This window comes from Shewanella sedimentimangrovi (genome assembly GCF_017354965.1).
Taxonomy (GTDB): Bacteria; Pseudomonadota; Gammaproteobacteria; order Enterobacterales; family Shewanellaceae; genus Shewanella; species Shewanella cyperi.
In genome coordinates this window covers 2032380-2057617 of sequence record NZ_CP071502.1, presented here as the reverse complement: position 1 = coordinate 2057617, position 25238 = coordinate 2032380, and the positions used below count along the sequence as shown (strand labels likewise).

Sequence of the window (25238 nt, the reverse complement as noted above, 5' to 3'; positions counted from 1 at the left end):
TAACTACATGCTCATTGAGATGGCAAAAAAAAGCCCGCTGTTTTCAGGAAGAAAAAAGTCAGAGCCGGAACATACTGGCCCCGCGTGGAAAATCCTGGTGGTTGACGACGAACCCGATGTTCATACAGTAACCAAGCTGGCCTTGTCTCGCTTTAAGCTTGACGGGCGGCCACTGTCCTTTATCAATGCCTACAGTGGCGAACAAGCCAAAGACATACTTAACAATGAAGCCGATGTTGCTGTGGCATTCATTGATGTTGTCATGGAAAGCGATCATGCGGGTCTTGAACTCGTTAAGTGGATCCGCGAGGAACTGCAAAACCGTACCATGCGTCTTATTCTGCGCACCGGCCAGCCCGGACAGGCACCCGAAGAAGATGTCATAGTCAATTACGATATCAATGACTACAAGGCCAAGGCCGAGCTCGACTCCCGCAAGCTGGTCACCAGCGTGTATTCATCACTGCGCTCCTATCGCGATATCATGGAGATAGAAACCGCCAGACAGGCTCAGGTGCGGCACAGAAAAGGTCTGGAACGGGTGCTGGAAGCCACCTCGGGTTTATTTGAACTTCGCACCATGCACAAGTTTGCCGATGGTTTGCTTACCCAGGTGGCGAATCTGATGAATCTGGACACAGAAACCCTGCTGCTGTCCTGCGATGCCATCGATGCCATCAGCGGTAACGTGGGGTCCGAAGAAATCGAAATATTAGCCGGCACGGGTCAGTTCGCGGCCCATCACAATAAGCGTTTGCCGGAACATATCTTCAAGCTGCTAAAACAGGCGCTGACCGAAGAAAAATGTCTTTATATAGACAACTGCTTTGTTGGTTATTTCCCGACCAAAAGTGGCTGTATCAATCTGCTGTATATGGATGGCATAGATAAAATCAATGATTTAGACAAGCAACTGATTGATATATTCGCCATTAATGTCGGTGTGGCATTTGAAAATCTTCTGTTGAATCAGGAGGTTGAGGATACCCAGTCCGAACTCATTCTGCGCCTTGGGGATGTGGTTGAAAGCCGCTCCAAGGAAGCAGCCAATCATGTGAAGCGGATGGCGGCCTACTGTTATGATCTCGCCTTGCTCGCCGGCCTCAATGAACACCAGGCTGATCTGCTAAAGCGGGCGGCCCCCATGCATGACATAGGAAAAATTGCCATTCCCGATGCCGTGCTTCTCAAACCCGGGAAACTTATTGACGAAGAATGGAGCGTTATGAGGCAGCATCCGCGTATCGGCTATCAGATCCTGGCCAATTCCGAGCGCCCTATTCTCAATGCTGCCGCCACCATAGCACTGCAACATCACGAAAAGTATGACGGCAGTGGTTACCCCGATGGATTGCGCGCGAATGATATTCACATTTTTGCCCGTATTGTGGCCATTGCGGATGTGTTTGATGCCCTCGCCCATGCCCGTTGCTATAAGGAAGCCTGGCCCTTGGATGAGGTACTGGAGGAAATGCAGCGTCTGTCTGGCAGCCACTTTGATCCTGAATTACTGGAAATTTTTATCTCCAACGTCGATAGGTTTGTCGCTATCAAGGAATGTTGGAAGGACAGTGCGGCCGACTATTGAATCGGCGCATCGGCGCGAAAGTCCACCCAGAGACTTTGCTGTCGCCCCGCGTCTGTTTCAAGGTTGAGAAACAAACGCCACACCATGTAACCACTGCTGCAGGAACCATAGATGGCATTGGCTTGATAGCGATTTTCGTCTGACTTTTCGAGTTTAAGAGGGATAATGCCCATAAACATATCTCTTCCCTCTAGTCTAGCCGTGATCTTCCTCACAGGAATCGGAGTTTCTATCATGAAATTCAAAGGCTTTTCACTCGGAGCGGCTGCAGGAGCCAGGGAGACAGTGACTTGTCCATCCGGTGAGTCAACGGCACATGGGCCGCGGTAAAAATCGCATAAACTTGCATCAGATATTGTCGTTGGTGCGGATTTTTCGCTCAAATCGCATGCACTCAGACAAAATGCGCAAACTGTGATGCCGATCACCCTGGGAAATGTACTTCCTATCACACTAATTCACCTTATGCTGCAAGAAGTTAACATTCTATTGCGGCGATTGATCTGGATCAATAAACGCCGGCCCCATCCGGTATCTTTTTTGACTTGGCTCAAGTATCATTGCGATTGCTTGCATTTGGTTACAAAAGTGCAGGCAAAGGCATTGACTGCCTAAGGCGACTTCCGTAGGGAAGCCGATTTAGCGAGTCATTTAAACAGGTAAAGCGCTCGCTTTACTCAAACTACAAGTAAAAGTAATAAGCAGTGGAAGCAATATGATGAACCATTCCCAGCCTACCGGCGCTGATTACAATTACACCGTTGTCCGCCAATTTGCTCTGACCACAGTATTGTGGGGCATCATTGGTATGTCATTAGGTGTACTTATTGCGGCTCAGTTAATCTGGCCACAACTGAACTTCGAAACTCCTTGGTTGACTTTCAGTCGCCTGAGACCACTGCACACCAATGCGGTGATTTTCGCGTTCGGCACATCAGCCCTTTTCGCCACCTCCTACTATGTCGTTCAACGCACCTGTCAGACCCGTCTGTTTGCGCCTAAATTGGCTGCATTCACGTTCTGGGGCTGGCAAGCCATTATCCTGTCAGCCGTAATCACGCTGCCACTGGGTATTACCACCAGTAAAGAATACGCTGAGCTGGAATGGCCTATTGATATCGCCATCGCTGTTGTATGGGTATCCTATGCAATAGTGTTCTTCGGCACCATCATCAAGCGAACCACTTCCCACATATACGTGGCCAACTGGTTCTTCGGTGGCTTCATTATCACAGTCGCCGTATTGCACATAGTTAACTCTATGGCCGTACCTGTCAGTTTGTGGAAATCCTACTCTCTGTACAGTGGTGCCGTGGATGCCATGGTGCAGTGGTGGTACGGTCACAACGCGGTAGGCTTCCTGCTGACTGCAGGATTCCTGGGCATGATGTACTACTTCGTGCCAAAGCAAGCCGGTCGTCCAGTTTACTCATATCGCCTGTCCATTGTGCACTTCTGGGCACTGATTGCCCTTTACATTTGGGCCGGTCCACACCACCTGCACTACACTGCCCTGCCCGACTGGACTCAGTCTCTGGGTATGGTGATGTCTCTGATCCTGTTTGCACCTTCATGGGGCGGCATGATCAACGGTATCATGACCCTGTCAGGCGCATGGCATAAACTGCGTACCGATCCGGTACTGCGCTTCCTGGTGGTATCTCTGTCCTTCTACGGTATGTCTACCTTCGAAGGCCCGATGATGGCCATCAAGACAGTTAACGCCCTGTCTCACTACACCGACTGGACCGTGGGTCACGTTCACTCCGGCGCTCTGGGTTGGGTTGCCATGGTATCTATCGGTTCTCTGTATCACCTGATCCCCGTGCTGTTCGGCCATGGCCGCATGTACTCCACTACCCTGGTTAACACCCATTTCTGGTTGGCGACCATAGGTACAGTACTGTACATCGTTTCCATGTGGATCTCCGGTGTAATGCAGGGTCTGATGTGGCGTGCAGTTAACTCTGACGGCACCCTGACCTACAGCTTCGTTGAAAGTCTGCAGGCATCTTACCCCTTCTACTTCGTTCGCTTCCTGGGTGGCTGTTTCTTCGTCGCCGGTATGCTGATCATGGCTTACAACGTGTACCGCACCGTGAAGGCCCCGAAAGATTCACTGCCAGCCCTGGCTGAAGCCAAGGCCGCGTAAGGAGTAGACCCGATGAAATTCAATCATGAAATAGTCGAGAAGAACATTGGTTTGCTGGGTATATTCACCGTTATCGCCATCAGTATCGGCGGTCTGGTGCAGATCACTCCACTGCTGTTCCAAAAAGACACCACTGAACCTGTTGCCGGTCTGCGTCCTTATACTGCACTGGAACTGGAAGGCCGTGACATTTACATCCGTGAAGGTTGTAACAACTGTCACAGCCAGATGATCCGTCCTTTGCGTGCCGAAACCGAACGTTATGGTCACTACTCAGTTGCCGGTGAGTCCGTGTGGGAGCATCCATTCCTGTGGGGCTCCAAGCGTACCGGTCCTGATCTGGCCCGCGTTGGCGGTCGTTACAGCGACAAGTGGCACGAAGTTCACCTGACTGACCCACGTGCTGTGGTACCTCAATCCAACATGCCTGCCTTCCCTTGGCTCGGTAAAAACACCCTCACAGGTGAATACACTGCCAAGAAGATGGAAGTGATGCGTGGTTTTGGTGTGCCATACACTGACCAGGACATTTCGGGTGCCCAGAAGGCCGTCGAAGGGAAAACAGAAATGCAGGCACTTATTGCCTATCTGCAATCCTTGGGTCACGCACTCAAATAAGGAGGCAACTATATGGATTACGGCACATTACAGGGAATTGTTACAATCGTTGTAATGCTGACCTTCGTCGGTATATTTGCTTGGGCATACAGCTCCCGTCGTAAGAAGCAATTCGACGAGGCAGCTAATCTTGTGTTTTCCGATGAGGAAACCAAGTCTATGAAGGACTCAGGAGAGCAAAACTAATGTTAATGAGTAGCTTCTGGAGTATGTGGATCACCGTACTCACCATTGTTGTGATCGTCGGATGTTTTGTGTTGCTGCGTATCTGTTCCAAGAACACTACGCCGGACATCAAAGAAGGCGAATCAATGGGCCACAGCTTCGACGGTATTGAAGAGATCAATAACCCACTGCCCAAGTGGTGGAGTTATATGTTCTATATCACTATCGTGTTTGGTGTGGTTTATTTGGCACTTTACCCAGGTCTGGGTAACTACAAAGGCTTGCTGGGCTGGAGCAGCTCCAACCAGAGCATTGGTACCGAACAGGGTATCAAGGCCGATTCCAAAGCCGCTACTGAAGCCGCCATCAATGAAGGTCGCTGGGTTCAGTACGATATGGAAGTCAAGCATGCCAACGAAACCTTTGGTCCTGTGTTCAAGGCTTATGCCGAAACACCACTGGAAGAGCTGGTGAAGAACGAAGAGGCCCTCAAGGTAGGTCGTCGTTTGTTCCTGCAAAACTGCGCCCAGTGCCACGGCTCTGACGCTCGCGGCGGACAAGGCTTCCCTAACCTGACCGATACTGATTGGCTCTATGGCGGCGATCTGGCCACCATCAAGACCTCTATCATGAACGGTCGTAAGGGCATGATGCCTCCCAAGGGTGGCTTGCCAATCGATGACAGCGAAATCAAAGGTCTGGCTGAATTCGTCTTCAGTCTGAACGGTCGTGAGCACGATGCCGCTCTGGCCGCACAAGGTCAGGCGTCTTTCATGAAAGGTTGCTTTGCATGCCACGGCATGGACAAAAAAGGCAATAAATTCATGGGTGCTCCCGATTTGACCGACGATGCCTGGCTGTACGGCGGAAGTCGCGGTGTTATCGAAGAATCCATCAAGCATGGTCGCAGCGGCGTAATGCCGGCATGGAAAGAAGTGCTGGGTGAAGAGAAGGTACACGTGATTGCTGCTTACGTTTACAGCTTGTCAAACAAGTAATTAGCATTCATTGGAACAAAGGCCTCGTATATTTTCGGGGCCTTTTTTTTAAGTGATCCATAAGGCAAATGACGTTAAAATAACGCCTCATTACAACCCGGATAATCAATATGAGCATACAGCAAGCCTGGTATAAGCAGTTCTGGCCCTGGTTCCTGATCACCCTCCCCCTTTGCGCCGTGGTCGCCAGCTTCACCACCCTGAAGATTGCCATGGACAATTCCGACTCTCTGGTTGCCGACGACTATTACAAGCAAGGTAAGGCCATCAATCAGGATTTAAGCAAAATCCAATATGCCAAGCAGCTTGGAATGCAGTTTTCCCTCGAGTACAGGGACAATCAGATAGTGATTGTTCAGCACGGTGGTCCCGCCTATGAAGCGGCGTTGAATGTGGCTTTTTATCACCCGACTTTGGCGGAGCGCGATTTCAAATTGGTCGCCACCCAGGATGCCAACCAAAATTACCGCATCATGCCGCAGACAGCGATGGCCGGTAAGTGGGAAGTACGCCTGGAGAGTTTCGACGGTAAATGGCGGGTGCAGAAACGACTTGAGTTGGGTGACGGTACTCAGCATTGGATGAACTAGGCACCATGTCCGCATCTTTGTGTTTTCATTGTGCCGAACCTATCGCCGCGACAACCGCTTTTTCCGCCGTGATAGATGGCGAAAACCGTGCCATGTGTTGCCCCGGCTGCCAGGCGGTCGCGCAAGCAATTGTGGATGCGGGCTTAACCAGCTATTACCGCTACCGCTCCGAACCGGCCAGTCGTCAGCAGGCCTTGGTTCCCGAAGCACTTAAGGGCTTCAGCGCCTACGATTTACCAGAGGTGCAACAGGATTTTGTTCACAGCCGAAATGGTCTGGAAGAAGTTACTCTCACTGTTGATGGAATAAGCTGCGCCGCCTGTGCCTGGCTGATTGAGCATAAGCTTAAACAGATGCCAGGTGTAAAGCAGGCCATGGTTAACTCCACTACCCAGCGGGCTCTGATCAAATGGCTGCCAGACCAGCTTAAACTCAGCAACATACTTAATGAGATCAACCGTATAGGTTACCACGCGGCACCATTCCAGCTTGATTCGGAAGAGCTGGCCAGCAGTCGCAACAGCCGCCGCTTCCTCCTGCGACTGGGCCTGGCGGGTTTTGCCACCATGCAGGTGATGATGTTTGCACTGGCCCTTTACGCCGGTTACTTCACCGATCTTGAAACCGAATTTCGTGATTATTTCCGCTGGGTGAGCCTGATTTTTGCGGCGCCGGTGGTGTTTTACTCAGCACAACCCTTCTATTTCAGTGCCCTGCGGGCGCTGCTGTCCGGTCGCCTGAACATGGACGTGTCGGTGTCGATAGCCATTTGTGGCGCCTATATCGCCAGTTGTGTGGCCACCATTCAAGGCACCGGCGAGGTGTACTTTGAATCCGTATCCATGTTCACCTTCTTCCTGCTGTTAGGTCGCTATTTTGAACAAAGTGCCCGTCGCAAAGCATCTGTCAGTGCCAGTAACCTGCACAAACTGGTGCCCCTGACAGCAGTGCGGTTAACCAATGGTACGCCTGAGGAAATACCGGCTAAACGTCTGGTCCTGAACGACACTATTCTTGTAAAACCCGGCGAAGCCATCGCCGCAGACGGCAAGGTGATATGCGGAGTATCCGGTGTGAATGAAGCCATGCTCACCGGCGAGCAGCACCCTGTTCTCAAAAGACCTGCCGAGCAGGTGTATGCCGGCACCATAAATTTGGAACAGCCTCTGGAAATTCAGGTGAGCGCCCTTGGGCAAGACCAACTGGTGGCTGAAATCATGCGACTCCAGGAGTTCGCGGCCAACAGCCGGCCCGCCATCGCCATATTGGCAGACAAGCTGGCCAGGTACTTCTCGGCAACCATACTTACCATCGCGACCATCACCTTCCTTGTCTGGCACTATTTCATCTCTCCTGAGGATGCGTTCTGGATAACATTGTCGGTACTGGTCGCCACCTGCCCCTGCGCATTGGCGCTGGCGACCCCCACGGCTGTGACTTGTGCCACGGGACTGTTTACCCGCTTGGGGATCATCAGCCGCACGCCCGGCGTGTTTGAAAAGCTCCCCCAGGTTGATACCGTGCTGTTCGACAAAACCGGCACCCTAACCAATGGCAATGTCACCATCGACGGGATAAGGCTTTTTGATGAGTATACGGAAGCCGAGGTTCTCGAATTTGCCGCGGCGCTGGAATACGGCTCTTTGCATCCCATAGCCAAAGCCTTCAGTCCTTACCTTTCATCCTCGTTGAAAGCCACTGCCATCCGTCATTTCGTGGGTGAAGGAATTGAGGGGGTCATAGAGCAAAAGGTCTTCAGAATCGGCAATGCTGCCTTCTGTAACTGTGACCCTGTCGATGCCAAGCGCCAGTGGATTTACCTCAGTTGCGACGGCAAACTTATTGCTGCATATGCCCTGGAAGATAAATTGAGAGCAGATGCCAAGCAGACGGTCGATGAACTCAAACGTGATGGCTTCAATATCGCCATTGCCAGCGGAGACAATTCCCGCCACGTGCTCGAGGTTGCCGAGTCCTTGGGTATTGAAAAGGTACACGCCAATTTGAAGCCCGCCGACAAGCTTACGCTCATCAATGAGTTGCAAGCTCACCACAAGGTGGCCATGTTCGGCGATGGCATTAACGATGCCCCCGTGCTTGCCGCCGCCCACGTGTCGGTCGCCATGGGAAGTGGCACGGCCCTGGCCAAAAATAACGCCGATTTGATTTTACTTGGCGATCATCTCCATCGTTTTACCCAGGCCGTAGCAATAGCCAAGCGCACCAGACGCATTATCAGGCAGAATTTGGCCTGGGCGCTGGGTTACAACCTGTTGGTGTTACCCTTGGCGGTAACGGGTCATGTCGTGCCCTACGTGGCGGCCATTGGCATGTCTGCCAGTTCGTTGATTGTCGTCAGCAACAGCCTTCGCCTTCTCAGGACCAAACTATGAGCATTATTTACGTGTTGATCCCCATTGCCATGCTATTCGTCTTGATAGCCGTGGGGGTGTTTTTCTGGGCGGTGCGCTCCGAACAATTTGACGATTTGGATCGCCAAAGCCTGTCCATTTTGTTTGACGAAGATACCAAGCCGGTAAAGCCCGCTGAAGAGCAAGATCCGCAGCCATGATGGAATACGGAGTTGCTGCCGCTTTCTTCGTTGGCCTGATGGGCGGTGGTCATTGCCTTGGGATGTGCGGCGGTCTGACCGGCGCTTTTTCAGCCCAGATCCCCACTCCGGCACCGGGTGAAAATCATTTGGCCCACAGGCTGGGATTTTTGTTCAGCTATAATTTTGGCCGTATTTTCAGTTACAGCCTCGCAGGATTACTTTGTGGTGCCCTGGTGTCGGGTTTGGACACCCTGCTGCAAGCCAAGCACTTTTTACTGCTGATGCGACTTTTGGCAGGCACCATGATGATCCTGCTGGGACTCTATATCGCCAGAATATGGCATGGCCTGTTGCGCCTGGAAAAGCTCGGCAAGCTGCTCTGGCGCTGGCTGCAGCCGCTCTCCCGCCCCCTGTTGCCGATAAACAGGCGCAGCAAGGCCTTCTTTGCCGGCATGATTTGGGGCTGGCTGCCCTGTGGCCTGGTCTACTCTACTCTTACCTGGTCGGTTGCATCGGCAGATCCGCTGCAGGGCATGCTTATCATGCTGTTTTTCGGTTTGGGAACACTGCCGGTGATGTTAAGCAGTGGCTTTGCTGCCAGCAGCCTGTCATCCTGGCTACAAAAACGTAGTATCAGGCTGATTTTCGGTATTATTTTAATGGTTTTCGGGCTGCAGACCCTTTATATTGGATTATCACAGCTTGGCTAGCCCAGAAAACACAATTGGTTTACCATAAGCTAAACAGACAGTTTCGGGATTGAATATCGCAATGGATCAAACAAAAGGCCGTCGCCCCGCAAACGCAGGTTGCACCATACATTGTCACGACTGCAGCATGGGAACTCTGTGTATTCCATTTACGTTGAATACCAATGAGTTGGATCAGTTGGACAACATCATTGAACGCAAAAAGCCCATTCAAAAGGGCGAGCAAATTTTTCAGTCCGGTGATTCCCTGAAATCTTTGTATGCCATTCGTTCAGGAACCGTAAAAAGTTACACCATCACAGAGCAAGGTGATGAGCAAATCACCGGCTTTCACCTCGCCGGCGACGTCATAGGTTTTGATGGGATCCACGGTCAAAGCCACCAAAGCTTTGCACAGGCACTGGAAACCTCCATGGTATGCGAGATCCCCTTCAATACCCTGGATGAACTGTCCGGCACCATGCCCAAGTTGCGTCAGCAAATCATGCGTCTGATGAGCAATGAAATCATGAGCGATCAAGAGATGATCCTGCTGCTGAGCAAGAAGAATGCCGAGGAACGACTGGCGGCATTTATCAGTAACCTGGCCCGTCGCTACGGTAACCGTGGTTTCTCCGCCCGGGAATTCAGGCTCACCATGACCCGCGGCGATATAGGCAACTATTTGGGACTGACGGTCGAAACCATCAGCCGTTTGCTGGGGCGCTTCCAGAAGTCAGGTTTGATTGAGGTGAAAGGCAAGTACATCACCATATTAGACGCTGCCGGCCTCAATCAACTGGCCGGCACTGCCAGAATTGCAAGGTGATACTAAGGAATTGATCTAAAACAATTCGCAGCTGCATCAGTGGTGCATAATATAACCACAACGACAAATTATTGGAGTCAGTTATGAAGGATTATCAAAAGCTGCTGGTGGTCATTGACCCTACCACAGACAAGCAGGCAGCCGTTGCCCGAGCGGTCGAATTGGCAGAAAAAAATGGTGCGGCCATTACGGTATTTCTGTCTATCTATGATTTTTCCTATGAGATGACCTCCATGCTGTCTACCCAGGAAAGGGAAGCCATGCGTAAAGGGGTTATTGAGCAAAGGATAGCCTGGCTCTCCGATGTGCTTGCCGAATACCAAGGCCGCGGTATTAGCATTGACAGTGAAGTTGTTTGGCACAACCGTCCCTTTGAAAGCATTATCAATCACGCAATTGCCGGCGGTTATGATCTTATCGTTAAGGGCACCCACGAGCACGATAAGTTCAAAGCCGTGATTTTCACCCCCACCGATTGGCATTTGATGCGCAAGTCCCCTATTCCGGTGCTCTTGGTCAAAGAACACGGTTGGCAGGTGGGCGGAAAAATTCTCTGTGCGGTTAACGTGGCCAGTGAAGATCCCGAGCACCAGTCCCTTAACGGCAAAATCATTGAGCATGCCCAGGAACTGGCGAAGAAGTTCGGTGCCGAGGTGCATCTGGTCAACGGTTATCCCGGAACACCGGTAAATCTCGCCATAGAATTGCCTGACTTTGATGCCCATACCTACAACGAATCTATTCGCATGCAACATGAACAAAGGGTAGATTACCTGGCTACCGCCTACGGCATAGCCGCAGAGCACTGTCATGTGAAGGAAGGTTTACCCGAGGACGTGATCCCCGAGTTGGCATCGCAGTTGGATGCCGAGTTGGTGATCCTTGGTACGGTAGGTCGTACCGGCTTGTCTGCAGCCCTTATCGGCAACACTGCCGAGCATGTCATAGACAGTCTTAACTGTGACTTGTTGGCTATCAAACCCGAAGGGTATAAATCACCGCTGGCAGACGCATAGCGCTTTACCCGCCAGTCGATAGCTGGAATAATACGCGCCCTGAAACAACCAGGTTATCGGGCGCTTTTTTATGTCAGAAGTATTTTCGGAAGAACTCAGCAAAAAACAAATCACGCGGCTTAACAAGTTGCAAAAGCGACTGCGCCGTGAAGTTGGCAGCGCCATTGCCGATTACAACATGATTGAAGAAGGCGATCGTGTCATGTGTTGCCTCTCCGGCGGCAAAGACAGCTATGCCATGCTGGATATATTGATCAATCTACAGCAGCGCGCCCCGGTAAACTTTGAGATAGTGGCAGTCAATCTTGACCAAAAGCAGCCCGGCTTCCCCGAGCACGTGTTGCCTGCTTATCTGGACAGCCTGAATATCCCTTACCATATTCTTGAAAAAGACACTTACTCCATAGTCAAAGACAAGATCCCCGAAGGTAAAACCACCTGCTCCCTGTGCTCCAGGTTACGCCGTGGCACCCTGTACGGTTTTGCCCAGCGCATAGGTGCAACAAAAATCGCCTTGGGGCATCACAGGGACGACATTATCGAAACTCTGTTTTTGAACATGTTCTACGGCGGCAAAATGAAGGCCATGCCGCCCAAGTTGCTTTCCGATGATGGCGCAAACGTAGTGATCCGTCCACTCGCCTACTGCCGCGAAAAAGACATCGCCGAATACGCCGAACTTAAACAGTTTCCTATAATTCCCTGCAATCTTTGCGGATCACAGGAAAACCTTAAGCGTGCCGCAATCAAGGACATGCTAAACCAATGGGACAAGCATTATCCCGGACGCATCGAAACCATATTTACGGCCATGCAAAATACCGCTCCGTCCCAGGGTGTGGACAGGGAACAATTTGATTTTGTCTCGCTTAAACGCAATCCCAATGCGGAGTTCCGTGGCGATGTGGCTGAAGCCGACCTGCCGGCTTTTGACTTTATGGACGTCAGTAACAGCGGCCATATCAAATTGGATATGGCGCAGCGAATCGACATTGTCAGCACCTTTCAGCCTTGATTGGAATTTGCCGTAATAAAAAAGCCCGCTGAGCGGGCTTTTTTATTACGGCTTGCTATTGGTTAATCCAGGGGCTCACCACTTTGGGCACCTGACTGAATTGTACTATCTTAACCTGAGCCAAATCTTCTTTGCTGAGGGTAAATTTACTGCCGGCAGCTTTGCTCACACCATCCAAAATCACCATGGCACCGTCATCCACAAACTCAAAACTTAATCCATCTATGGGTTTTCTGAAATATTTGAGCGGGAAACCCTGCATATTATCCAGTACCTTGTCCATTTCGGTCAGCAGCTGGGTAAGGCGCTCGGCGCTGTAATTCATCATAGGTTGGCGCTCGCGGAGTTGCATTGCCAGTCCGCACCGATTTTCTTCGCCAGATATGGTTAACTGGATTAGTGCCCTATCCAATTTCAGTTGCTCATCAAAGGGCAACAACAGCCGCTGATCCCTGGAGATGGTCAAAGGATAACTCTGGCTGCCCGAGGTGATTTGTCCACCTTCCAGAGGGCATTTATCGGCAGGAGCCACACTGAAGGTGAGCTCGACCAGTTGCACGCCGGATTTGTTGACCACATTAAGGCGTTCGTAAAACTCCTTGTATTCCAAAGAGACAGTTTCCGCCATCAAGGCGGGTGTAAACAACAAGCTAAACAGCAGAGCTTTGTTCATTATTTTCAACCAGATATTTTTGATTATGCCGCAACATTTGCAGCAACTCTTCGATATAAGCGTCCTGGCGCTCAGAGTAATTGACCAGGCCATAAATCAAATCTTCAGCATTCGGTGTACGCCCCTGGGCCCGTTGATCCGCCCTGATGGCACGGAACATGGCGTAGGCACCATTGGAGTTCAGATTGCGCATATAGGAGGATACCGAGGCTTCAACCGTCTTGAAGACTTTCACCTCATGACTCATGCCATCTCCGCGGGACTCGGGCACCAGGCCGCAGCCCTTGGTGTAACACCATTGGCCAAAGAAATTACGCCCTTCCCGGGCAAAGCGTGAACTTCCCCAGCCACTTTCATTGGCCGCCTGGATGAGCACCATGGCCTCGGGAACCACATCCACCCGCCGGAGCATACGATGCAGCGAGGCCGCGTCCAGAGTTCTCAGTTCCAACTGATACTTTTGTGCCAGTTTATTGAATTTATAAATGTCGGCCTGGGACGGCAAATGTCCGTTATCGAGGTTTTCGGCCAAGGTCTCAAGAAATTGCCTTTCGGTGGCAATTATGCTGTTTTGGCGTTTTACTATAGGCCGCAGAAAATCAAAAAACGCCTGCTTCTTCTCGGTGATGTCAGGGATCCCATCAAAATCAGGCACATCAGCACTGGCAGACGCTTGCATACCACTTATTTGCGACTGGCTCTTCTGCGACTCAGACACTGGCAACAAGCACAACCTGAGGCTGAAAATCGCTATTATGACCAGGCCGAAGGCAAGCAATGTACGGCTTATCAAACCCATTCCCGATGCTATCCTATTAATTTAACAAAAAATAATGACATTCTTAATCAAATGTCCGCTGGCATTATAGGCGATAACCCCTTGGCGACAAAATTTTCGGCTTCTTTTCCGCCCGCTATTGGGTAAACTAGCGCTTGTCCGCCGGAAGGATGTGTCGGCGCAAAGGGATAGAAGGCAGTAGACCAAGGACAGAATTTGTTATGCACATACAACATATTTCTCAATACCAAAATGTGGTTGCCATCGGTGGTGGACACGGCCTGGGGCGACTGTTGTCGTGCCTGGACTTTCTCGGCTCCCGCCTGACCGGCATAGTTGCCACCACAGACAATGGCGGTTCTACAGGGCGTCTGAGGCTGGAAGAGGACTGTATCGCCTGGGGAGACCTTAGAAACTGCCTCACCCAATTGGCAAACAGGCCGTCATTGGGCTCATTGTTATTTGATTATCGCTTTGAAGGTTGTGGTGAATTGAATGGCCACAACCTGGGCAATCTTATCCTGCTGGCGCTGGACAAGTTGTGCGTGCGGCCGCTGGAAGCAGTAAACCTTATCCGCAATTTGCTCAAGATTGAAACCCGGCTGATCCCCATGTCGGAGCAACCTACCCACCTGGTCGCACTCAATACCTCAGGCCACAGGGTCATCGGCGAGCTGGAAGTTGATAATATGCCGGAGCCGCCACTGGCCCTCGCACTTGAGCCCATGGTTGAGGCTACGGATGAAGCTTGTCAGGCAATTTTATCGGCGGATCTTATCCTGCTGGGACCCGGGAGTTTTCTTACCAGCACCCTTCCGGCACTGCTGTTACCCAGAGTTGCAAACGCTATCCGCAGCAGTAATGCCAGGGTGATATTGATAGACAACCTCACGCCGGAACTTTCGGCCGCCGCCAATCTTAACCCACTGCAAAAAATGCAATGGTGCCATCGACTGATAGGCAAAGAGGTTATAGACAGCGTTATTTGCCACTCAGAGCAAATTTATAAGGAAGGCAGGTGTTACTATTTCCCCTTGAAATCGAAACATCATCCGGGACTGCACGACAGACTCGGGCTGATTGACGCTCTGAATCTCCTGCTGCAGCAAGCAAGAAAAATTGCCTGACAAAAAAGGGCTGCCATGGCAGCCCTTTTTCATTCCATTCTGCGCATTACAGCACGGCGGCAATAGCCTTACAGATGGCGCCCATATTGGCGTTGGTCATGCCGGCCACACTGATACGACCGGAGCCGACGATGTAAACGGCAAACTCATCGCGCAAGCGCTGTACCTGCTGCTTGTTCAGTCCCGAGAAACTGAACATCCCCGCCTGACGCTCAATGAAACTGAAGTCCTGCTTCACACCCTCTGCTTTTAAACTGGCAACAAACAGCGTACGCATCTCAGCTATACGATTGCGCATTGTTGTCAGCTCCTGCTCCCACAATACCCTTAACTCAGGACGACTGAGTATGGTACTGACTATCAGCGCGCCATGAGCCGGAGGATTGGAGTAATTGGCCCGAATGGTACGTTTAACCTGACTGAATGCGACGGCAGCCGTTTCGGCTGAATCCGCTATCAGGGTGACAGCACCGATACGCTCGTTGTACAAGCCAAAGTTTTTTGAAAATGAATTGGCAACCAGGAGTTCAGGCACCTTCGCCGCCAGCAGTCGCAAGCCGGCAGCGTCTTCATTCAGCCCTTTGCCGAAGCCCTGGTAGGCAAAGTCGAACAAGGGCACCAGACTTTTTTCAAAACACAGATCCGCTATTGTCTGCCACTGGCTCAGGTTCAGATCAATACCGGTTGGATTGTGGCAACAGCCATGCAGCAGCACCAAATCGCCTGGCTGGGCATCGGCCAGTGACGCCAACATGCCGGAGAAATCCAGATCCTGTTGTTCAGCATCGTAATAGGCGTATTCTTTTACTTCCAGACCTGCAGTTTCAAACACACTTCTATGGTTTGCCCAGGTCGGATTGCTTATCCACACTACCCGGCTTGGGGTATTACGCACCACGAATTCTGCAGCGATACGCAGTGCACCCGTTCCCCCCGGGGCCTGGGCGGTTACGGCCCGCTTGTCCTTAAGGACCTGATGCTCATTGCCAAAGAGCAATTCCTGCACAACTTTGTTGTAGAGTTGAACCCCGTCTATGCCCAGATAATTCTTGCTGGATTCTTCTGCCAGCAAAATGGCCTCGGCCTGCTTGACGCTGGCAAGAACGGGAGTATCCCCGGCCTCATCCTTGAAAATACCCACGCCCAGGTTAATTTTTTCACTGCGGGGATCGGCCTTGAACGCATCGGTAAGGCCAAGAATGGGATCGGCTGGGGCGAGCTCTACGTCGGAAAATATCATTACTGCATCCTGAAAATAAGGGCGTTGGAAAGATGCGGTAGTTATACCATTGCCGCCAATGCGCTCAAAGCATACAAAGAGAAAATTCGATGAATTTATTTGTATTGTTCGAATACGACAATATCTTGAGGTTTTCTTTGAGAATTATTTAAGGAATACGCTTTTAAAAAGCGTGATAATGGAGGCGCGACCCGGAGTCGAACCGAGATCGACGGATTTGCAATCCGCAGCATAGCCATTCTGCCATCGCGCCATCTGACACCGCTGAAAGCGGAGATTTGGAGCGACATATCGGGTTCGAACCGATGACCTATACCTTGGCAAGGTATCGCTCTACCAACTGAGCTAATGTCGCTTATAAACTTGCAGTGTTGGAGTCCTGACTGCGGAATGCATTCTACTGTTTTGTCCCATCCAGTCAACGTTTGAGCGCGGCTTTTTTTCCAGATTTGTATCAACCGCTGACAAATTCAGCACACAGACCTCGTTTTCGCCTATCAATAAAAAGCCCGGCCAAAGCCGGGCTTTTCACTGCCAATCCGTAATTATTCGGAAACAGGCAGAGACAGGTGGTTCAAGCCCAACATCTTCTGCATCACGCCCACAACCTGGCAGCTGTAACCAAACTCGTTGTCATACCATACATACAGAATGGCGCGCTTGCCTTCTGCAATGGTGGCCTGGCTATCAACCACGCCGGCATATCGGGAACCGACCAAATCGCTGGACACTATTTCAGTGGATTCGGTGAAATCTATCTGATTCTGCAGCGGCGAGTGCAGCGCCATATCACGCAGATAGGTATTGATATCATCCTTGTTGGTTTCACTGTTCAGGTTCAGGCTGATGATGGCCATGGATACGTTCGGCGTAGGTACACGGATAGCGTTACCTGTGAGCTTGCCGGCCAATACAGGCAGCGCTTTGGCCACGGCTTTGGCTGCACCGGTTTCGGTGATAACCATGTTCAGTGGTGCACTGCGGCCACGACGATCAGCCTTGTGATAGTTATCAATCAAGTTCTGGTCGTTGGTGTATGAGTGGATGGTTTCAACGTGGCCGTTCTCAATGCCATATTTGTCGTTGATGGCTTTGAGTACCGGGGTAATGGCGTTGGTGGTGCAGCTGGCAGCTGACACTATCAGATCCTGCTCCAGGATATCGCCGTCGTTTACACCATACACTATGTTCTTGATATTGCCTTTGGCTGGTGCAGTCAGCAGTACTTTGGCAGCGCCTGGGCTCTTGAGGTGCTGACCCAGACCATCTTCGTCCTTCCATACACCGGTGTTATCTACAACCAAGGCATTCTTGATGCCGTACTTGGTGTAATCCACTTCTTCGGGACCATTGGCGTAAATGATTTGGATATAGGTGCCGTTGGCGATCAGCGCATTGTTCTCTTCGTCCACTTCAACAGAGCCGTTGAACGGACCGTGTACCGAGTCGCGACGCAGCAGACTGGCACGCTTTTCCAAATCGCCATTGCGACCACCACGGATAACAATGGCACGCAGACGCAGTTTGTTGCTGACACCGGTACGTTCTATCAGCAGACGGGCCAACAAACGGCCGATACGGCCAAAACCGTACAGCACCACATCACGGGCTTCCACATCGTCACTGTGATTGATGGCTTGAGCCAGTTCGTTGGCCATGTAGGCTTCAATTTCGCTGCCATCTGTGTGATTGCGCCAGTAATTGACGGCAAGCTTGCCGATATCCACCTTACATTGTTTTACCGCCAGCTTGCTGAGTGCTTCGACAAAAGGAAAGCTCTCGCGCAAGCGCAGCTTATCGCCGACGTGACGGCGAACCAGGCGATGAGCCTTGATGATATCTATGGTAGAGGCATTCAACAGTGGCTTGCCATAGACTACGACTTCCACACCTTGGTTTCGGTACAGTTTGCCCAGCAATGGCTGCATTGCCTCGGCCAATTCGAAACGTTGTTGCCAGCTTTGAAGGTGTTTATCAGCACTCATTTACGGATCCTTTATCTCACTTTTCTGAAATAATTCCAGAAAGGTTTGAGTAACAAATAGAAAAGACCAATAATCATCTTTATGTCAGGACGGAGCCTGTTTTTGGTCGGCGCTATTGTAATGAAATACGCGGCAGTACGCCAGAAAACGTTTTAAGGTAAATCTGTAATTTTATTAGAGAAATTTCCTTGCGGGAGGCTTTCTTGAGTAAGAATCTAGTAATATTTAGATCAATTCTTTCCACAGCCCTGATTTTGACCCTGATTGGCTGCGATAATGGCCGTAACAGCGAGAAAATCTGTAAAAATAATCCTGAACTTTGCGAAGATTTGCATAAGGACAGTTGGTGTCGTTATGAAAAAGGCGATCTCATTCGAAATCGCTACATATTGAAAAACACCGCGACGCCATCGGGAGAGCAACTCTATGATCAGCTTAAGTATCTTGAAACTTACAGCAAGTGCGTAGAGCTCGCCGCCGGGGTGCAGCATATTAAACACACGGACAGAACCAACGACAGACTCAGAGCCTTTGGTGTTGCTACCCAAAACTTGCAGGAGCTGCAGGAACACACCAAACACAATAAAGATCCCCATTTAGCCTATTATCACTGGTCCAGGTTCAACGATGCAGAAGCCTTGGGGTACTTGCTTGATGCCGACCGCAAGGGGGAAATCAAGGATCCCAAGCTTAAGGCGCAATTGGCCCTCTACTTTATCGATACCGATCCCCGCGATGCCAGACGGCGCTTTATCGAATTGCTCGGACTGGAAGACGAGGAGCATATAGATCCGGATTGGCTGCTGGCGCTCGCGCGCATAAGTCACATGCTGGGTGAACTCAACAATGAGTACATCTATTCGAGGGCAAACATTTTACTTACGGGGCAAAAAGCATCCGATGAACAGATGCTGGCGCTTATCGGCGGTAACAAAACCTTGGCCAAAGAACTGGACCGCGATGCAGAAACCCTCGCCGGCGAGGTCTCATCGGGGGATTTTGCCGGAAGCGAAATCAGCAAAAAACTGATGGCCGTTGAGCCCAAGAAATAAACGCTATCGATAGCCGCCCCATTCGGCTGTCTGCATCATCCAAGCCAATTTGGCTTTAATCAGGTAAATAAATTCTAAAAACCGGGATGCATGTAAAAATAATACAAAAAACACCCCCTAAATACGGGAAAACGCGCGATTTAACTTGACGGAAACGGACATTTTGGTAATTTTACTACCAGAAGATTTTTATACTCACCAGAGGGATATGAAATGACTATCCGCGTTGCAATCAACGGCTATGGCCGTATCGGACGAAATGTCCTGCGTGCACTTTATGAAAGTGACAAAGACTATCCAATTGAAATTGTTGCCATCAATGACCTTGGCGATGCCGCTATCAATGCGCACCTGACCAAGTACGATTCAGTCCATGGCCGCTTCAACGCCAAGGTTGAACACGACGCCGAGGCTATCTATGTCAATGGTGACAAAATCCTGACATTCCAGGAACGTGACCCAGCCAAATTGCCCTGGGCTGAGCTCAAGGTCGACGTGGTATTTGAATGTACCGGTATCTTCACCTCTAAAGAGGCTGTACAACCTCATCTGAACGCCGGTGCCAAGAAAGTCATCATTTCTGCCCCGGGCAAAAATGTTGATGCCACTGTTGTGTATGGCGTTAACAACAATGTCCTGACCAAGGATATGACTGTCATTTCCAACGCGTCTTGTACTACCAACTGTCTGGCGCCTTTTGCCAAGCCCCTGAACGATGCCATTGGTATCGAATCGGGTTTGATGACCACCATTCATGCTTACACCAATGATCAGCGTCTGTCGGACGTTTATCACAGCGATCTGCGTCGCGCCCGCGCTGCGGCCATGTCAATGATCCCAACCAAGACAGGCGCTGCTGCTGCTGTAGGCCTGGTAGTCCCTGAATTGCAGGGTAAATTCGATGGCCTCGCCGTTCGTGTTCCGACTGTTAACGTATCGCTGGTGGATCTGTCTTTTATCGCCGCTCGCGATACCACAGTGGCCGAAGTAAACGAGATCATCGAGAAAGCCGTTGCTGCCGGTGGCGCTCTGGCCGAAGTCCTGGCCATCAATAATGAACCTCTGGTGTCCATCGACTTCAACCATAACGCTTTCTCCTCCAACTTCGATGCAACCCAAACCCGCGTCAGTGGCCGTTTGGTGAAAGTGATGGCGTGGTACGATAACGAATGGGGTTTCAGTAACCGCATGCTCGACAATGCTGTTGCCTTGATGAATGCCCAGTAATACGCATAAATAAAAAAGCCTCCGCAAGGAGGCTTTTTTATTGCGCTATGGAATTAATGACTCATCAGTGCAGCTGAGCAGAGGTCAAAGAAAAACCCCGCCAAGGCGGGGTTTTCATATGGGCTGACTCGGTTACTTGAGCCCACTCAGAGCTTCTTTACACAGGTCGGTGATCCTGTCCCAGTCACCCTGCTCCATCGCATCCGTCGGTGCAATCCAGCTGCCGCCGATACAATCGACGTTTTTCAGCGCCAGATAGTCCTTATAGCTGCTCGGGGTAATGCCACCAGTCGGACAAAAACGTATGTCTGCCAGTGGCCCCTGGAAGGCTTTAAGGGCATTCACACCACCGGAAGCTTCCGCGGGGAAGAACTTAAAGTGCTTGTAACCCAAAGCCATACCCACCATGACTTCGGAGATGCTGGCCACACCCGGGATCAAAGGAACAGTCCCGGCCATGGCGGCCTTCAGCAATTCAGGCGTCGCGCCGGGAGTAATGATGAACTGGGCACCGGCTTCTGTGGCCTGACGCAGCTGTTCTTCATTGAGAATGGTGCCGGCGCCTACCAGGGCTTCCGGTACTTCTTTGGATATTTTACTGATGGCTTCCAGAGCGCAGGGGGTGCGCAAGGTCACTTCCAACACAGCGATTCCACCGGCAACCAGTGCCTTAGCCAAGGGCACAGCATGTTCCAGCTTATTGATTACCATCACAGGCACTATCGGACTGCGCTTGAAGATGTCCTGAGGTTGTAATGACCAGTTATTTCCAGACATGGCAAAGGATTCCTTAATGCTTGTACACTTCATCGATGGCTTGGGTGCTGCGGGCACCGGTTTCCGGACTGCTGAGGTTTTGCCTCAGGGCACCGAACAACTCTCTGCCCATACCAAAGCGGGAATGGGACAAATCCACGGTTTCCGCCACGCGGGCATCCAGTTCAGCTTGATTCACAAGTAAGCTCAGCTCACCTGTGATGGCGTTGACCCGGATCAGATCCCCGTCCCGCACCTTGGCAATCAGACCGCCATCCAGTGCCTCCGGGGTAAGATGAATCGCTGCAGGCACCTTGCCAGAGGCGCCGGACATACGACCGTCGGTCATCAAAGCGACCTTGAAGCCACGGTCCTGCAAGGTACCCAGCAAGGGCGTCAACTTGTGCAGTTCGGGCATGCCGTTGGCCTTGGGGCCCTGCCCTTTAACCACGACAACACAGTCCCGGTCCAGGGCACCGGACTTGAACAAGGCTTCCAACTTGTTTTGATCATCTATCACCACGGCCGGCGCCTCGACAATCCTGTGTTGCTCCTGCACCGCCGAGACCTTAATCACAGCGCGGCCCAGGTTTCCTTTAAGCAGTTTAAGACCGCCGTTACTTTGGAATGGCTCTGATACCGGACGTAACACCTCGGGATCCAGGCTGGCACTCGGGCCATCGACCCACTTTAATTCGCCGTCCAGTAACTTGGGCTCTTTGGTAAAACGTTCGAGACCAAAACCCGCAACCGTGGCCACGTCCCGATGCAGCAAGCCCGCATCCAGCAATTGCTTGATAAGGAAGGCCATGCCACCTGCGGCGTGGAAATGGTTGATATCCGCATGGCCATTGGGGTACACCCGCGCCAGCAGAGGAACGGCATCAGACAATTCTGAAAAGTCATCCCAGTTGACTATGATGCCGGCAGCACGGGCGGCCGCCACTATATGCATGGTCAGGTTGGTGGAACCACCGGTGGCCAGCAGGGCCACAATGCCGTTGACCACTGACTTTTCGCTGACAATCTCGCCGATTGGAGTGTACTGGCCGCTGTGTTCAGTGAGGCGGCATACCTGCTTGGCCGCCATTTTGCTTAAGGCTTCACGCAGAGGATCGTCCGGATTGACGAATGATGAACCGGGCAATTGCAGCCCCATCACTTCAAGCATCAGCTGGTTGGAGTTGGCGGTGCCATAGAAGGTACAGGTACCGGCGCTGTGATAGGACTGAGCTTCGGCTTCGAGCAATGCAGCCCTGTCCACCTTGCCTTCGGCAAATTTCTGCCGAATACGCGCTTTTTCTTTATTGGGGATCCCTGAACGCATGGGACCCGCAGGGACAAACAGCATCGGCAGGTGGCCAAAGCTCAAGGCACCAATAAGCAGGCCCGGTACTATCTTGTCGCAGATCCCAAGCAGCAAGGCGCCGTCAAACATATTGTGTGACAGGCCAACGGCCGTGGCCATGGCGATAATTTCGCGACTGAGCAGGCTCAATTCCATACCAGGTTGGCCCTGGGTGACCCCATCACACATGGCTGGGACGCCACCGGCCACCTGAGCCACACTACCTATTTCATGGCACGCAGCCTTAAGCAGCTTGGGATAATCTTCATAGGGCTGATGGGCTGACAGCATGTCATTGAAGGCCGTGACTATGCCGATGTTGGCCTTGGTCAGCTGCCTAAGCGATTGCTTGTCATCCGTGTTGCAGGCGGCAAAGCCGTGGGCCAGGTTGCCGCAACTCAGAGATGAGCGATGCACGCCTTTATGGCGGGCCTGGTTGAGGGCGTCGAGGTAGCCCTGACGGCTAGCCTTACTGCGTGCAATGATCCTGTCGGTCACTGCCTGTACTACAGGGTGCATATTGCCTCCTTAGGCGCTCCAGTATACATCTACCGGCGTCTTGGTTTGGGCCAATACCGCGCGGATAGGCATGGCAAGAATGTCATCCTGTTCCAATGCCTGGCGGTAAACCGCCAATTTCTGCTCACCCACCAGATGCAGGTAGATCTGGCGGCTGTTGAGTATGGCTTTACGGGTCAGGGTCAAGCGCTCATGTGGCGCTTTGCCCGGTGTCACTGCTTCACAAAGAGATTCGCTGTCCAGAGCCTGTGACAGATCCGCTGAACAGGGAAACCAGGAGCAGGTATGGCCATCGTTGCCCATCCCCAGCACCACAACGTCAAAGGGCCTGGGAATGTTGGCTATGTGTTCTGCTGCCATGGCGGCACCCTCTCGGGCAGTGGCAAACATGTTCTTCAATGAGCGGAACTTGGCACCGACAGCCTTGTTCTGTATCAGGTTTTCTTTAACCAAGCGTTCGTTTGAATCCTGGCTGTCACTGTCGACCCAGCGTTCGTCGGCAAGGGTAATGAATATCTCTGACCAATCTATGCCCTTGCGGGACAGCGCCTGAAACAGCTTCAGCGGTGTAGATCCGCCCGATACCACCAGGCTGGCCTGGCCACGCTGGTCCACCGCGTCCTGTAACTGGCGGGCGATACGCTCGGCCAACATGCTTTCCAGCGACTCGGTGTTATCAAAGGACTTGAATACGGTTTCCTTTATCACGCTTGTCTCCTTATTCATCCCAGGAACGACCGTCTTTGGTGATCAAAGCCACCGACGCCACCGGTCCCCAGGTTCCTGCTGGATAAGGTTTGGGCTTTTCATTACTGGCTTCCCACGCCTGGATGATGCCATCAACCCAGGTCCAGGCCTGCTCCACTTCATCGCGGCGCACGAACAACGCCTGATTTCCGAGCATGGCTTCCAGCAACAAACGTTCATAGGCATCGGCGATGCGCTCGTTCTTGAAGGTATCCGAGAAGCTCAAGTCCAGTTTGGTGGTTTGCAAACGTTGCTTTTGCTCAAGCCCCGGCACCTTGTTCATCATCTGGATTTCAACGCCCTCATGGGGTTGCAGACGAATGGTCAGTTTATTGGGCGGCAAATTGCGGTAACTGGAGCGATACAGGTTGTGTGGTGGGTTTTTGAAATACACCACGATTTCTGAACTCTTGAACGGCATGCGCTTACCGCTGCGCAGATAAAATGGCACACCGGCCCAGCGCCAGTTGTCTATATCTACCCGCAACGCTACAAAGGTTTCTGTGTGGGATTGGGTATTGGCGCCCTCCTCTTCCAGGTAACCCGGAACCGGGCTGCCCTTGAGGAAACCGGCCGAATACTGACCTCGCACGGTATTTTCAAATACGTTGTCGGTATTGATGGGCCTGAGGGATTTAAGGACTTTAACCTTCTCATCGCGGATGCTGTCGGCGTCCAGGTTAACCGGCGGATCCATGGCAACCAGAGTCAACACCTGCAGCAGGTGGTTCTGGATCATGTCGCGCATCTGGCCCGCTTTGTCGAAATAACCCCAGCGGCCTTCAATGCCCACTTCTTCGGCCACTGTTATCTGCACATGATCTATGGTGCGGTTGTCCCACTTGGAGGCAAAAAGTGAATTGGCAAATCGCAGTGCAATCAGGTTCTGAACCGTTTCTTTACCCAGATAGTGATCGATACGATACACCTGGCTTTCGTTGAAATAGGCTGAAACCTGGTTGTTGATTACCCTGGAAGACTCAAGATCCGAGCCAATGGGCTTTTCCAGAACGACCCGGGTATCCGGCTGAATAAGGCCCTGCTCATGGAGACAACGGCAGATGTCGCCGAAAATGGCCGGAGGGGTTGCGAAGTAGTTAACCATTACACGTTTGCCGGGATCCAGCAATTCGTGAAAGGCACTGTAACCCTCAGGCTCGGTAAAATTAGTGCCTATATAGTGGCAACGGTCGAGGAAGCGTGTGACCGTATCGGCACAGAGAGGGTCTTTGACGAAGGTTTTAAGGGCGGTATCTACCAGCTCGCGGAATTCTGCGCGGGAAAATTCATCCTTGGCGACACCGATAATTTTGGTATCCGGATGCAGCAGTTCCGCCTTGTCCAACTGATATAAAGATGGCAACAGTTTGCGTCTTGCCAAATCCCCTTTGGTACCGAAGAGGACAAAATCACAAGCTTTGGCCCCTGATGTTGTTTTGCCCATGGCTGCGAGCTCTCCTGTGTTCGTTGCAGTTTCTTGAGTCGTCAGGAAATTGCGCTTTTGTTGTAATATAACAACAGAACTTGTTAAATGCATCTAGATTTTGAAAATTACTCCTGCCGCCGTGGCTA

General features: G+C 51.5%; 24 protein-coding genes and 2 tRNA genes. 15 read left to right on the top strand and 11 right to left on the bottom strand.

Annotation, left to right across the window (positions count from 1 at the left end; genetic code table 11):
* The first annotated feature begins 7 nt into the window (after nucleotides 1-7).
* On the top strand, nucleotides 8-1588 hold the full coding sequence (locus JYB85_RS08900) for a DUF3369 domain-containing protein (protein WP_207381890.1): 1581 nt from the start codon (nucleotides 8-10) through the stop codon (nucleotides 1586-1588).
* Here the strand turns inward: JYB85_RS08900 and JYB85_RS08895 are convergent.
* A complete protein-coding gene (locus tag JYB85_RS08895; protein ID WP_207381889.1) occupies nucleotides 1582-1767 on the bottom strand; it encodes a hypothetical protein in 186 nt (61 codons plus the stop codon). The two genes, JYB85_RS08900 and JYB85_RS08895, sit on opposite strands and share 7 nt — an antisense overlap.
* 536 nt (nucleotides 1768-2303) lie before the next feature.
* Between JYB85_RS08895 and ccoN the strand changes: the two genes are divergently transcribed.
* The 11 genes from ccoN to ttcA all read left to right on the top strand — a co-directional run bounded on the left by ccoN (nucleotide 2304) and on the right by ttcA (nucleotide 12214).
* Nucleotides 2304-3740 (top strand): cytochrome-c oxidase, cbb3-type subunit I, encoded by a 1437-nt coding sequence (ccoN, locus tag JYB85_RS08890; RefSeq protein ID WP_207381888.1) that lies wholly within the window; start codon nucleotides 2304-2306, stop codon nucleotides 3738-3740.
* A 12-nt stretch (nucleotides 3741-3752) separates the two neighbouring features.
* Complete coding sequence (ccoO, locus tag JYB85_RS08885; RefSeq protein WP_207381887.1) at nucleotides 3753-4358, top strand: cytochrome-c oxidase, cbb3-type subunit II; 606 nt, start codon at nucleotides 3753-3755, stop codon at nucleotides 4356-4358.
* 12 nt (nucleotides 4359-4370) lie between these two features.
* Complete coding sequence (locus JYB85_RS08880) at nucleotides 4371-4544, top strand: cbb3-type cytochrome oxidase subunit 3 (protein WP_207322992.1); 174 nt, start codon at nucleotides 4371-4373, stop codon at nucleotides 4542-4544.
* Between the two features lie 5 nt (nucleotides 4545-4549).
* The gene (ccoP, locus tag JYB85_RS08875; RefSeq protein ID WP_207382018.1) at nucleotides 4550-5521 is read left to right on the top strand and encodes a cytochrome-c oxidase, cbb3-type subunit III; all 972 of its coding nucleotides are present in this window, start codon (nucleotides 4550-4552) and stop codon (nucleotides 5519-5521) included.
* Between the two features lie 110 nt (nucleotides 5522-5631).
* On the top strand, nucleotides 5632-6111 hold the full coding sequence (locus tag JYB85_RS08870) for a FixH family protein (protein WP_207381886.1): 480 nt from the start codon (nucleotides 5632-5634) through the stop codon (nucleotides 6109-6111).
* Between the two features lie 5 nt (nucleotides 6112-6116).
* Nucleotides 6117-8504, top strand: a complete 2388-nt coding sequence (locus JYB85_RS08865; protein WP_207381885.1) for a heavy metal translocating P-type ATPase — start codon at nucleotides 6117-6119, stop codon at nucleotides 8502-8504.
* On the top strand, nucleotides 8501-8683 hold the full coding sequence (ccoS, locus tag JYB85_RS08860) for a cbb3-type cytochrome oxidase assembly protein CcoS (protein ID WP_207381884.1): 183 nt from the start codon (nucleotides 8501-8503) through the stop codon (nucleotides 8681-8683). The genes JYB85_RS08865 and ccoS overlap by 4 nt, the downstream gene beginning before the upstream one ends.
* Nucleotides 8680-9375 carry a sulfite exporter TauE/SafE family protein gene (locus JYB85_RS08855; RefSeq protein WP_207381883.1) on the top strand — a complete coding sequence of 232 codons (696 nt, stop codon included), beginning with the start codon at nucleotides 8680-8682 and terminating at the stop codon, nucleotides 9373-9375. The genes ccoS and JYB85_RS08855 overlap by 4 nt, the downstream gene beginning before the upstream one ends.
* Before the next feature lie 61 nt (nucleotides 9376-9436).
* Nucleotides 9437-10183 (top strand): electron transport transcriptional regulator EtrA, encoded by a 747-nt coding sequence (gene etrA / locus JYB85_RS08850; RefSeq protein ID WP_207322988.1) that lies wholly within the window; start codon nucleotides 9437-9439, stop codon nucleotides 10181-10183.
* An 83-nt stretch (nucleotides 10184-10266) separates the two neighbouring features.
* A complete protein-coding gene (gene uspE, locus JYB85_RS08845; RefSeq protein WP_207381882.1) occupies nucleotides 10267-11199 on the top strand; it encodes a universal stress protein UspE in 933 nt (310 codons plus the stop codon).
* Nucleotides 11200-11269: 70 nt separating this feature from the next.
* On the top strand, nucleotides 11270-12214 hold the full coding sequence (ttcA, locus tag JYB85_RS08840; RefSeq protein ID WP_207381881.1) for a tRNA 2-thiocytidine(32) synthetase TtcA: 945 nt from the start codon (nucleotides 11270-11272) through the stop codon (nucleotides 12212-12214).
* Nucleotides 12215-12269: 55 nt separating this feature from the next.
* On the opposite strand, the gene JYB85_RS08835 is transcribed toward ttcA, so the two are convergent.
* Together JYB85_RS08835 and JYB85_RS08830 are read right to left on the bottom strand one after the other, a co-directional pair.
* Nucleotides 12270-12887, bottom strand: a complete 618-nt coding sequence (locus JYB85_RS08835) for a DUF2987 domain-containing protein (protein WP_207381880.1) — start codon at nucleotides 12885-12887, stop codon at nucleotides 12270-12272.
* Nucleotides 12865-13686 (bottom strand): glucosaminidase domain-containing protein, encoded by an 822-nt coding sequence (locus tag JYB85_RS08830; RefSeq protein ID WP_207381879.1) that lies wholly within the window; start codon nucleotides 13684-13686, stop codon nucleotides 12865-12867. The genes JYB85_RS08835 and JYB85_RS08830 overlap by 23 nt, the downstream gene beginning before the upstream one ends.
* Before the next feature lie 200 nt (nucleotides 13687-13886).
* Between JYB85_RS08830 and yvcK the strand changes: the two genes are divergently transcribed.
* Entirely contained in the window at nucleotides 13887-14792 is a 906-nt protein-coding gene (gene yvcK / locus JYB85_RS08825; protein WP_207381878.1) for a uridine diphosphate-N-acetylglucosamine-binding protein YvcK, read from the top strand.
* A 46-nt stretch (nucleotides 14793-14838) separates the two neighbouring features.
* On the opposite strand, the gene JYB85_RS08820 is transcribed toward yvcK, so the two are convergent.
* From JYB85_RS08820 to JYB85_RS08805, 4 genes are all read right to left on the bottom strand, one after another.
* Nucleotides 14839-16032, bottom strand: a complete 1194-nt coding sequence (locus tag JYB85_RS08820) for an amino acid aminotransferase (RefSeq protein WP_207381877.1) — start codon at nucleotides 16030-16032, stop codon at nucleotides 14839-14841.
* 179 nt (nucleotides 16033-16211) lie between these two features.
* Nucleotides 16212-16285, bottom strand: a tRNA-Cys gene (locus tag JYB85_RS08815).
* A gap of 26 nt (nucleotides 16286-16311) precedes the next feature.
* Nucleotides 16312-16387 (bottom strand) — tRNA-Gly (locus JYB85_RS08810).
* 190 nt (nucleotides 16388-16577) lie between these two features.
* Nucleotides 16578-18017 (bottom strand): glyceraldehyde-3-phosphate dehydrogenase, encoded by a 1440-nt coding sequence (locus JYB85_RS08805; protein WP_207322981.1) that lies wholly within the window; start codon nucleotides 18015-18017, stop codon nucleotides 16578-16580.
* 203 nt (nucleotides 18018-18220) lie between these two features.
* On the opposite strand from JYB85_RS08805, the gene JYB85_RS08800 reads away from it, so the two are divergent.
* Nucleotides 18221-19069, top strand: a complete 849-nt coding sequence (locus JYB85_RS08800; RefSeq protein ID WP_228730239.1) for a DUF2989 domain-containing protein — start codon at nucleotides 18221-18223, stop codon at nucleotides 19067-19069.
* A gap of 213 nt (nucleotides 19070-19282) precedes the next feature.
* Entirely contained in the window at nucleotides 19283-20296 is a 1014-nt protein-coding gene (gap, locus tag JYB85_RS08795) for a type I glyceraldehyde-3-phosphate dehydrogenase (protein WP_207381876.1), read from the top strand.
* 132 nt (nucleotides 20297-20428) lie between these two features.
* On the opposite strand, the gene JYB85_RS08790 is transcribed toward gap, so the two are convergent.
* From JYB85_RS08790 to zwf, 4 genes are read right to left on the bottom strand one after another with little or no spacing between them, the layout of a single operon-like run.
* Nucleotides 20429-21073, bottom strand: coding sequence for a bifunctional 4-hydroxy-2-oxoglutarate aldolase/2-dehydro-3-deoxy-phosphogluconate aldolase (locus JYB85_RS08790; protein ID WP_207381875.1), 645 nt, complete (start codon nucleotides 21071-21073; stop codon nucleotides 20429-20431).
* Between the two features lie 13 nt (nucleotides 21074-21086).
* Nucleotides 21087-22919, bottom strand: a complete 1833-nt coding sequence (gene edd, locus JYB85_RS08785; RefSeq protein WP_207381874.1) for a phosphogluconate dehydratase — start codon at nucleotides 22917-22919, stop codon at nucleotides 21087-21089.
* A 9-nt stretch (nucleotides 22920-22928) separates the two neighbouring features.
* Complete coding sequence (gene pgl, locus JYB85_RS08780) at nucleotides 22929-23627, bottom strand: 6-phosphogluconolactonase (RefSeq protein ID WP_207322977.1); 699 nt, start codon at nucleotides 23625-23627, stop codon at nucleotides 22929-22931.
* Between the two features lie 10 nt (nucleotides 23628-23637).
* Nucleotides 23638-25110 carry a glucose-6-phosphate dehydrogenase gene (gene zwf, locus JYB85_RS08775; RefSeq protein ID WP_207381873.1) on the bottom strand — a complete coding sequence of 491 codons (1473 nt, stop codon included), beginning with the start codon at nucleotides 25108-25110 and terminating at the stop codon, nucleotides 23638-23640.
* Between the last annotated feature and the right edge of the window lie 128 nt (nucleotides 25111-25238).

What these genes read in the sequence shown, in the direction of transcription:
- JYB85_RS08900 (WP_207381890.1), top strand. Translation starts at nt 8, where the DNA reads ATGCTCATTGAGATGGCAAAAAAAAGCCCGCTGTTTTCAGGAAGAAAA.
- JYB85_RS08895 (WP_207381889.1), bottom strand. Translation starts at nt 1,767, where the DNA reads ATGTTTATGGGCATTATCCCTCTTAAACTCGAAAAGTCAGACGAAAAT.
- ccoN (WP_207381888.1), top strand. Translation starts at nt 2,304, where the DNA reads ATGATGAACCATTCCCAGCCTACCGGCGCTGATTACAATTACACCGTT.
- ccoO (WP_207381887.1), top strand. Translation starts at nt 3,753, where the DNA reads ATGAAATTCAATCATGAAATAGTCGAGAAGAACATTGGTTTGCTGGGT.
- JYB85_RS08880 (WP_207322992.1), top strand. Translation starts at nt 4,371, where the DNA reads ATGGATTACGGCACATTACAGGGAATTGTTACAATCGTTGTAATGCTG.
- ccoP (WP_207382018.1), top strand. Translation starts at nt 4,550, where the DNA reads ATGAGTAGCTTCTGGAGTATGTGGATCACCGTACTCACCATTGTTGTG.
- JYB85_RS08870 (WP_207381886.1), top strand. Translation starts at nt 5,632, where the DNA reads ATGAGCATACAGCAAGCCTGGTATAAGCAGTTCTGGCCCTGGTTCCTG.
- JYB85_RS08865 (WP_207381885.1), top strand. Translation starts at nt 6,117, where the DNA reads ATGTCCGCATCTTTGTGTTTTCATTGTGCCGAACCTATCGCCGCGACA.
- ccoS (WP_207381884.1), top strand. Translation starts at nt 8,501, where the DNA reads ATGAGCATTATTTACGTGTTGATCCCCATTGCCATGCTATTCGTCTTG.
- JYB85_RS08855 (WP_207381883.1), top strand. Translation starts at nt 8,680, where the DNA reads ATGATGGAATACGGAGTTGCTGCCGCTTTCTTCGTTGGCCTGATGGGC.
- etrA (WP_207322988.1), top strand. Translation starts at nt 9,437, where the DNA reads ATGGATCAAACAAAAGGCCGTCGCCCCGCAAACGCAGGTTGCACCATA.
- uspE (WP_207381882.1), top strand. Translation starts at nt 10,267, where the DNA reads ATGAAGGATTATCAAAAGCTGCTGGTGGTCATTGACCCTACCACAGAC.
- ttcA (WP_207381881.1), top strand. Translation starts at nt 11,270, where the DNA reads ATGTCAGAAGTATTTTCGGAAGAACTCAGCAAAAAACAAATCACGCGG.
- JYB85_RS08835 (WP_207381880.1), bottom strand. Translation starts at nt 12,887, where the DNA reads ATGAACAAAGCTCTGCTGTTTAGCTTGTTGTTTACACCCGCCTTGATG.
- JYB85_RS08830 (WP_207381879.1), bottom strand. Translation starts at nt 13,686, where the DNA reads ATGGGTTTGATAAGCCGTACATTGCTTGCCTTCGGCCTGGTCATAATA.
- yvcK (WP_207381878.1), top strand. Translation starts at nt 13,887, where the DNA reads ATGCACATACAACATATTTCTCAATACCAAAATGTGGTTGCCATCGGT.
- JYB85_RS08820 (WP_207381877.1), bottom strand. Translation starts at nt 16,032, where the DNA reads ATGATATTTTCCGACGTAGAGCTCGCCCCAGCCGATCCCATTCTTGGC.
- JYB85_RS08805 (WP_207322981.1), bottom strand. Translation starts at nt 18,017, where the DNA reads ATGAGTGCTGATAAACACCTTCAAAGCTGGCAACAACGTTTCGAATTG.
- gap (WP_207381876.1), top strand. Translation starts at nt 19,283, where the DNA reads ATGACTATCCGCGTTGCAATCAACGGCTATGGCCGTATCGGACGAAAT.
- JYB85_RS08790 (WP_207381875.1), bottom strand. Translation starts at nt 21,073, where the DNA reads ATGTCTGGAAATAACTGGTCATTACAACCTCAGGACATCTTCAAGCGC.
- edd (WP_207381874.1), bottom strand. Translation starts at nt 22,919, where the DNA reads ATGCACCCTGTAGTACAGGCAGTGACCGACAGGATCATTGCACGCAGT.
- zwf (WP_207381873.1), bottom strand. Translation starts at nt 25,110, where the DNA reads ATGGGCAAAACAACATCAGGGGCCAAAGCTTGTGATTTTGTCCTCTTC.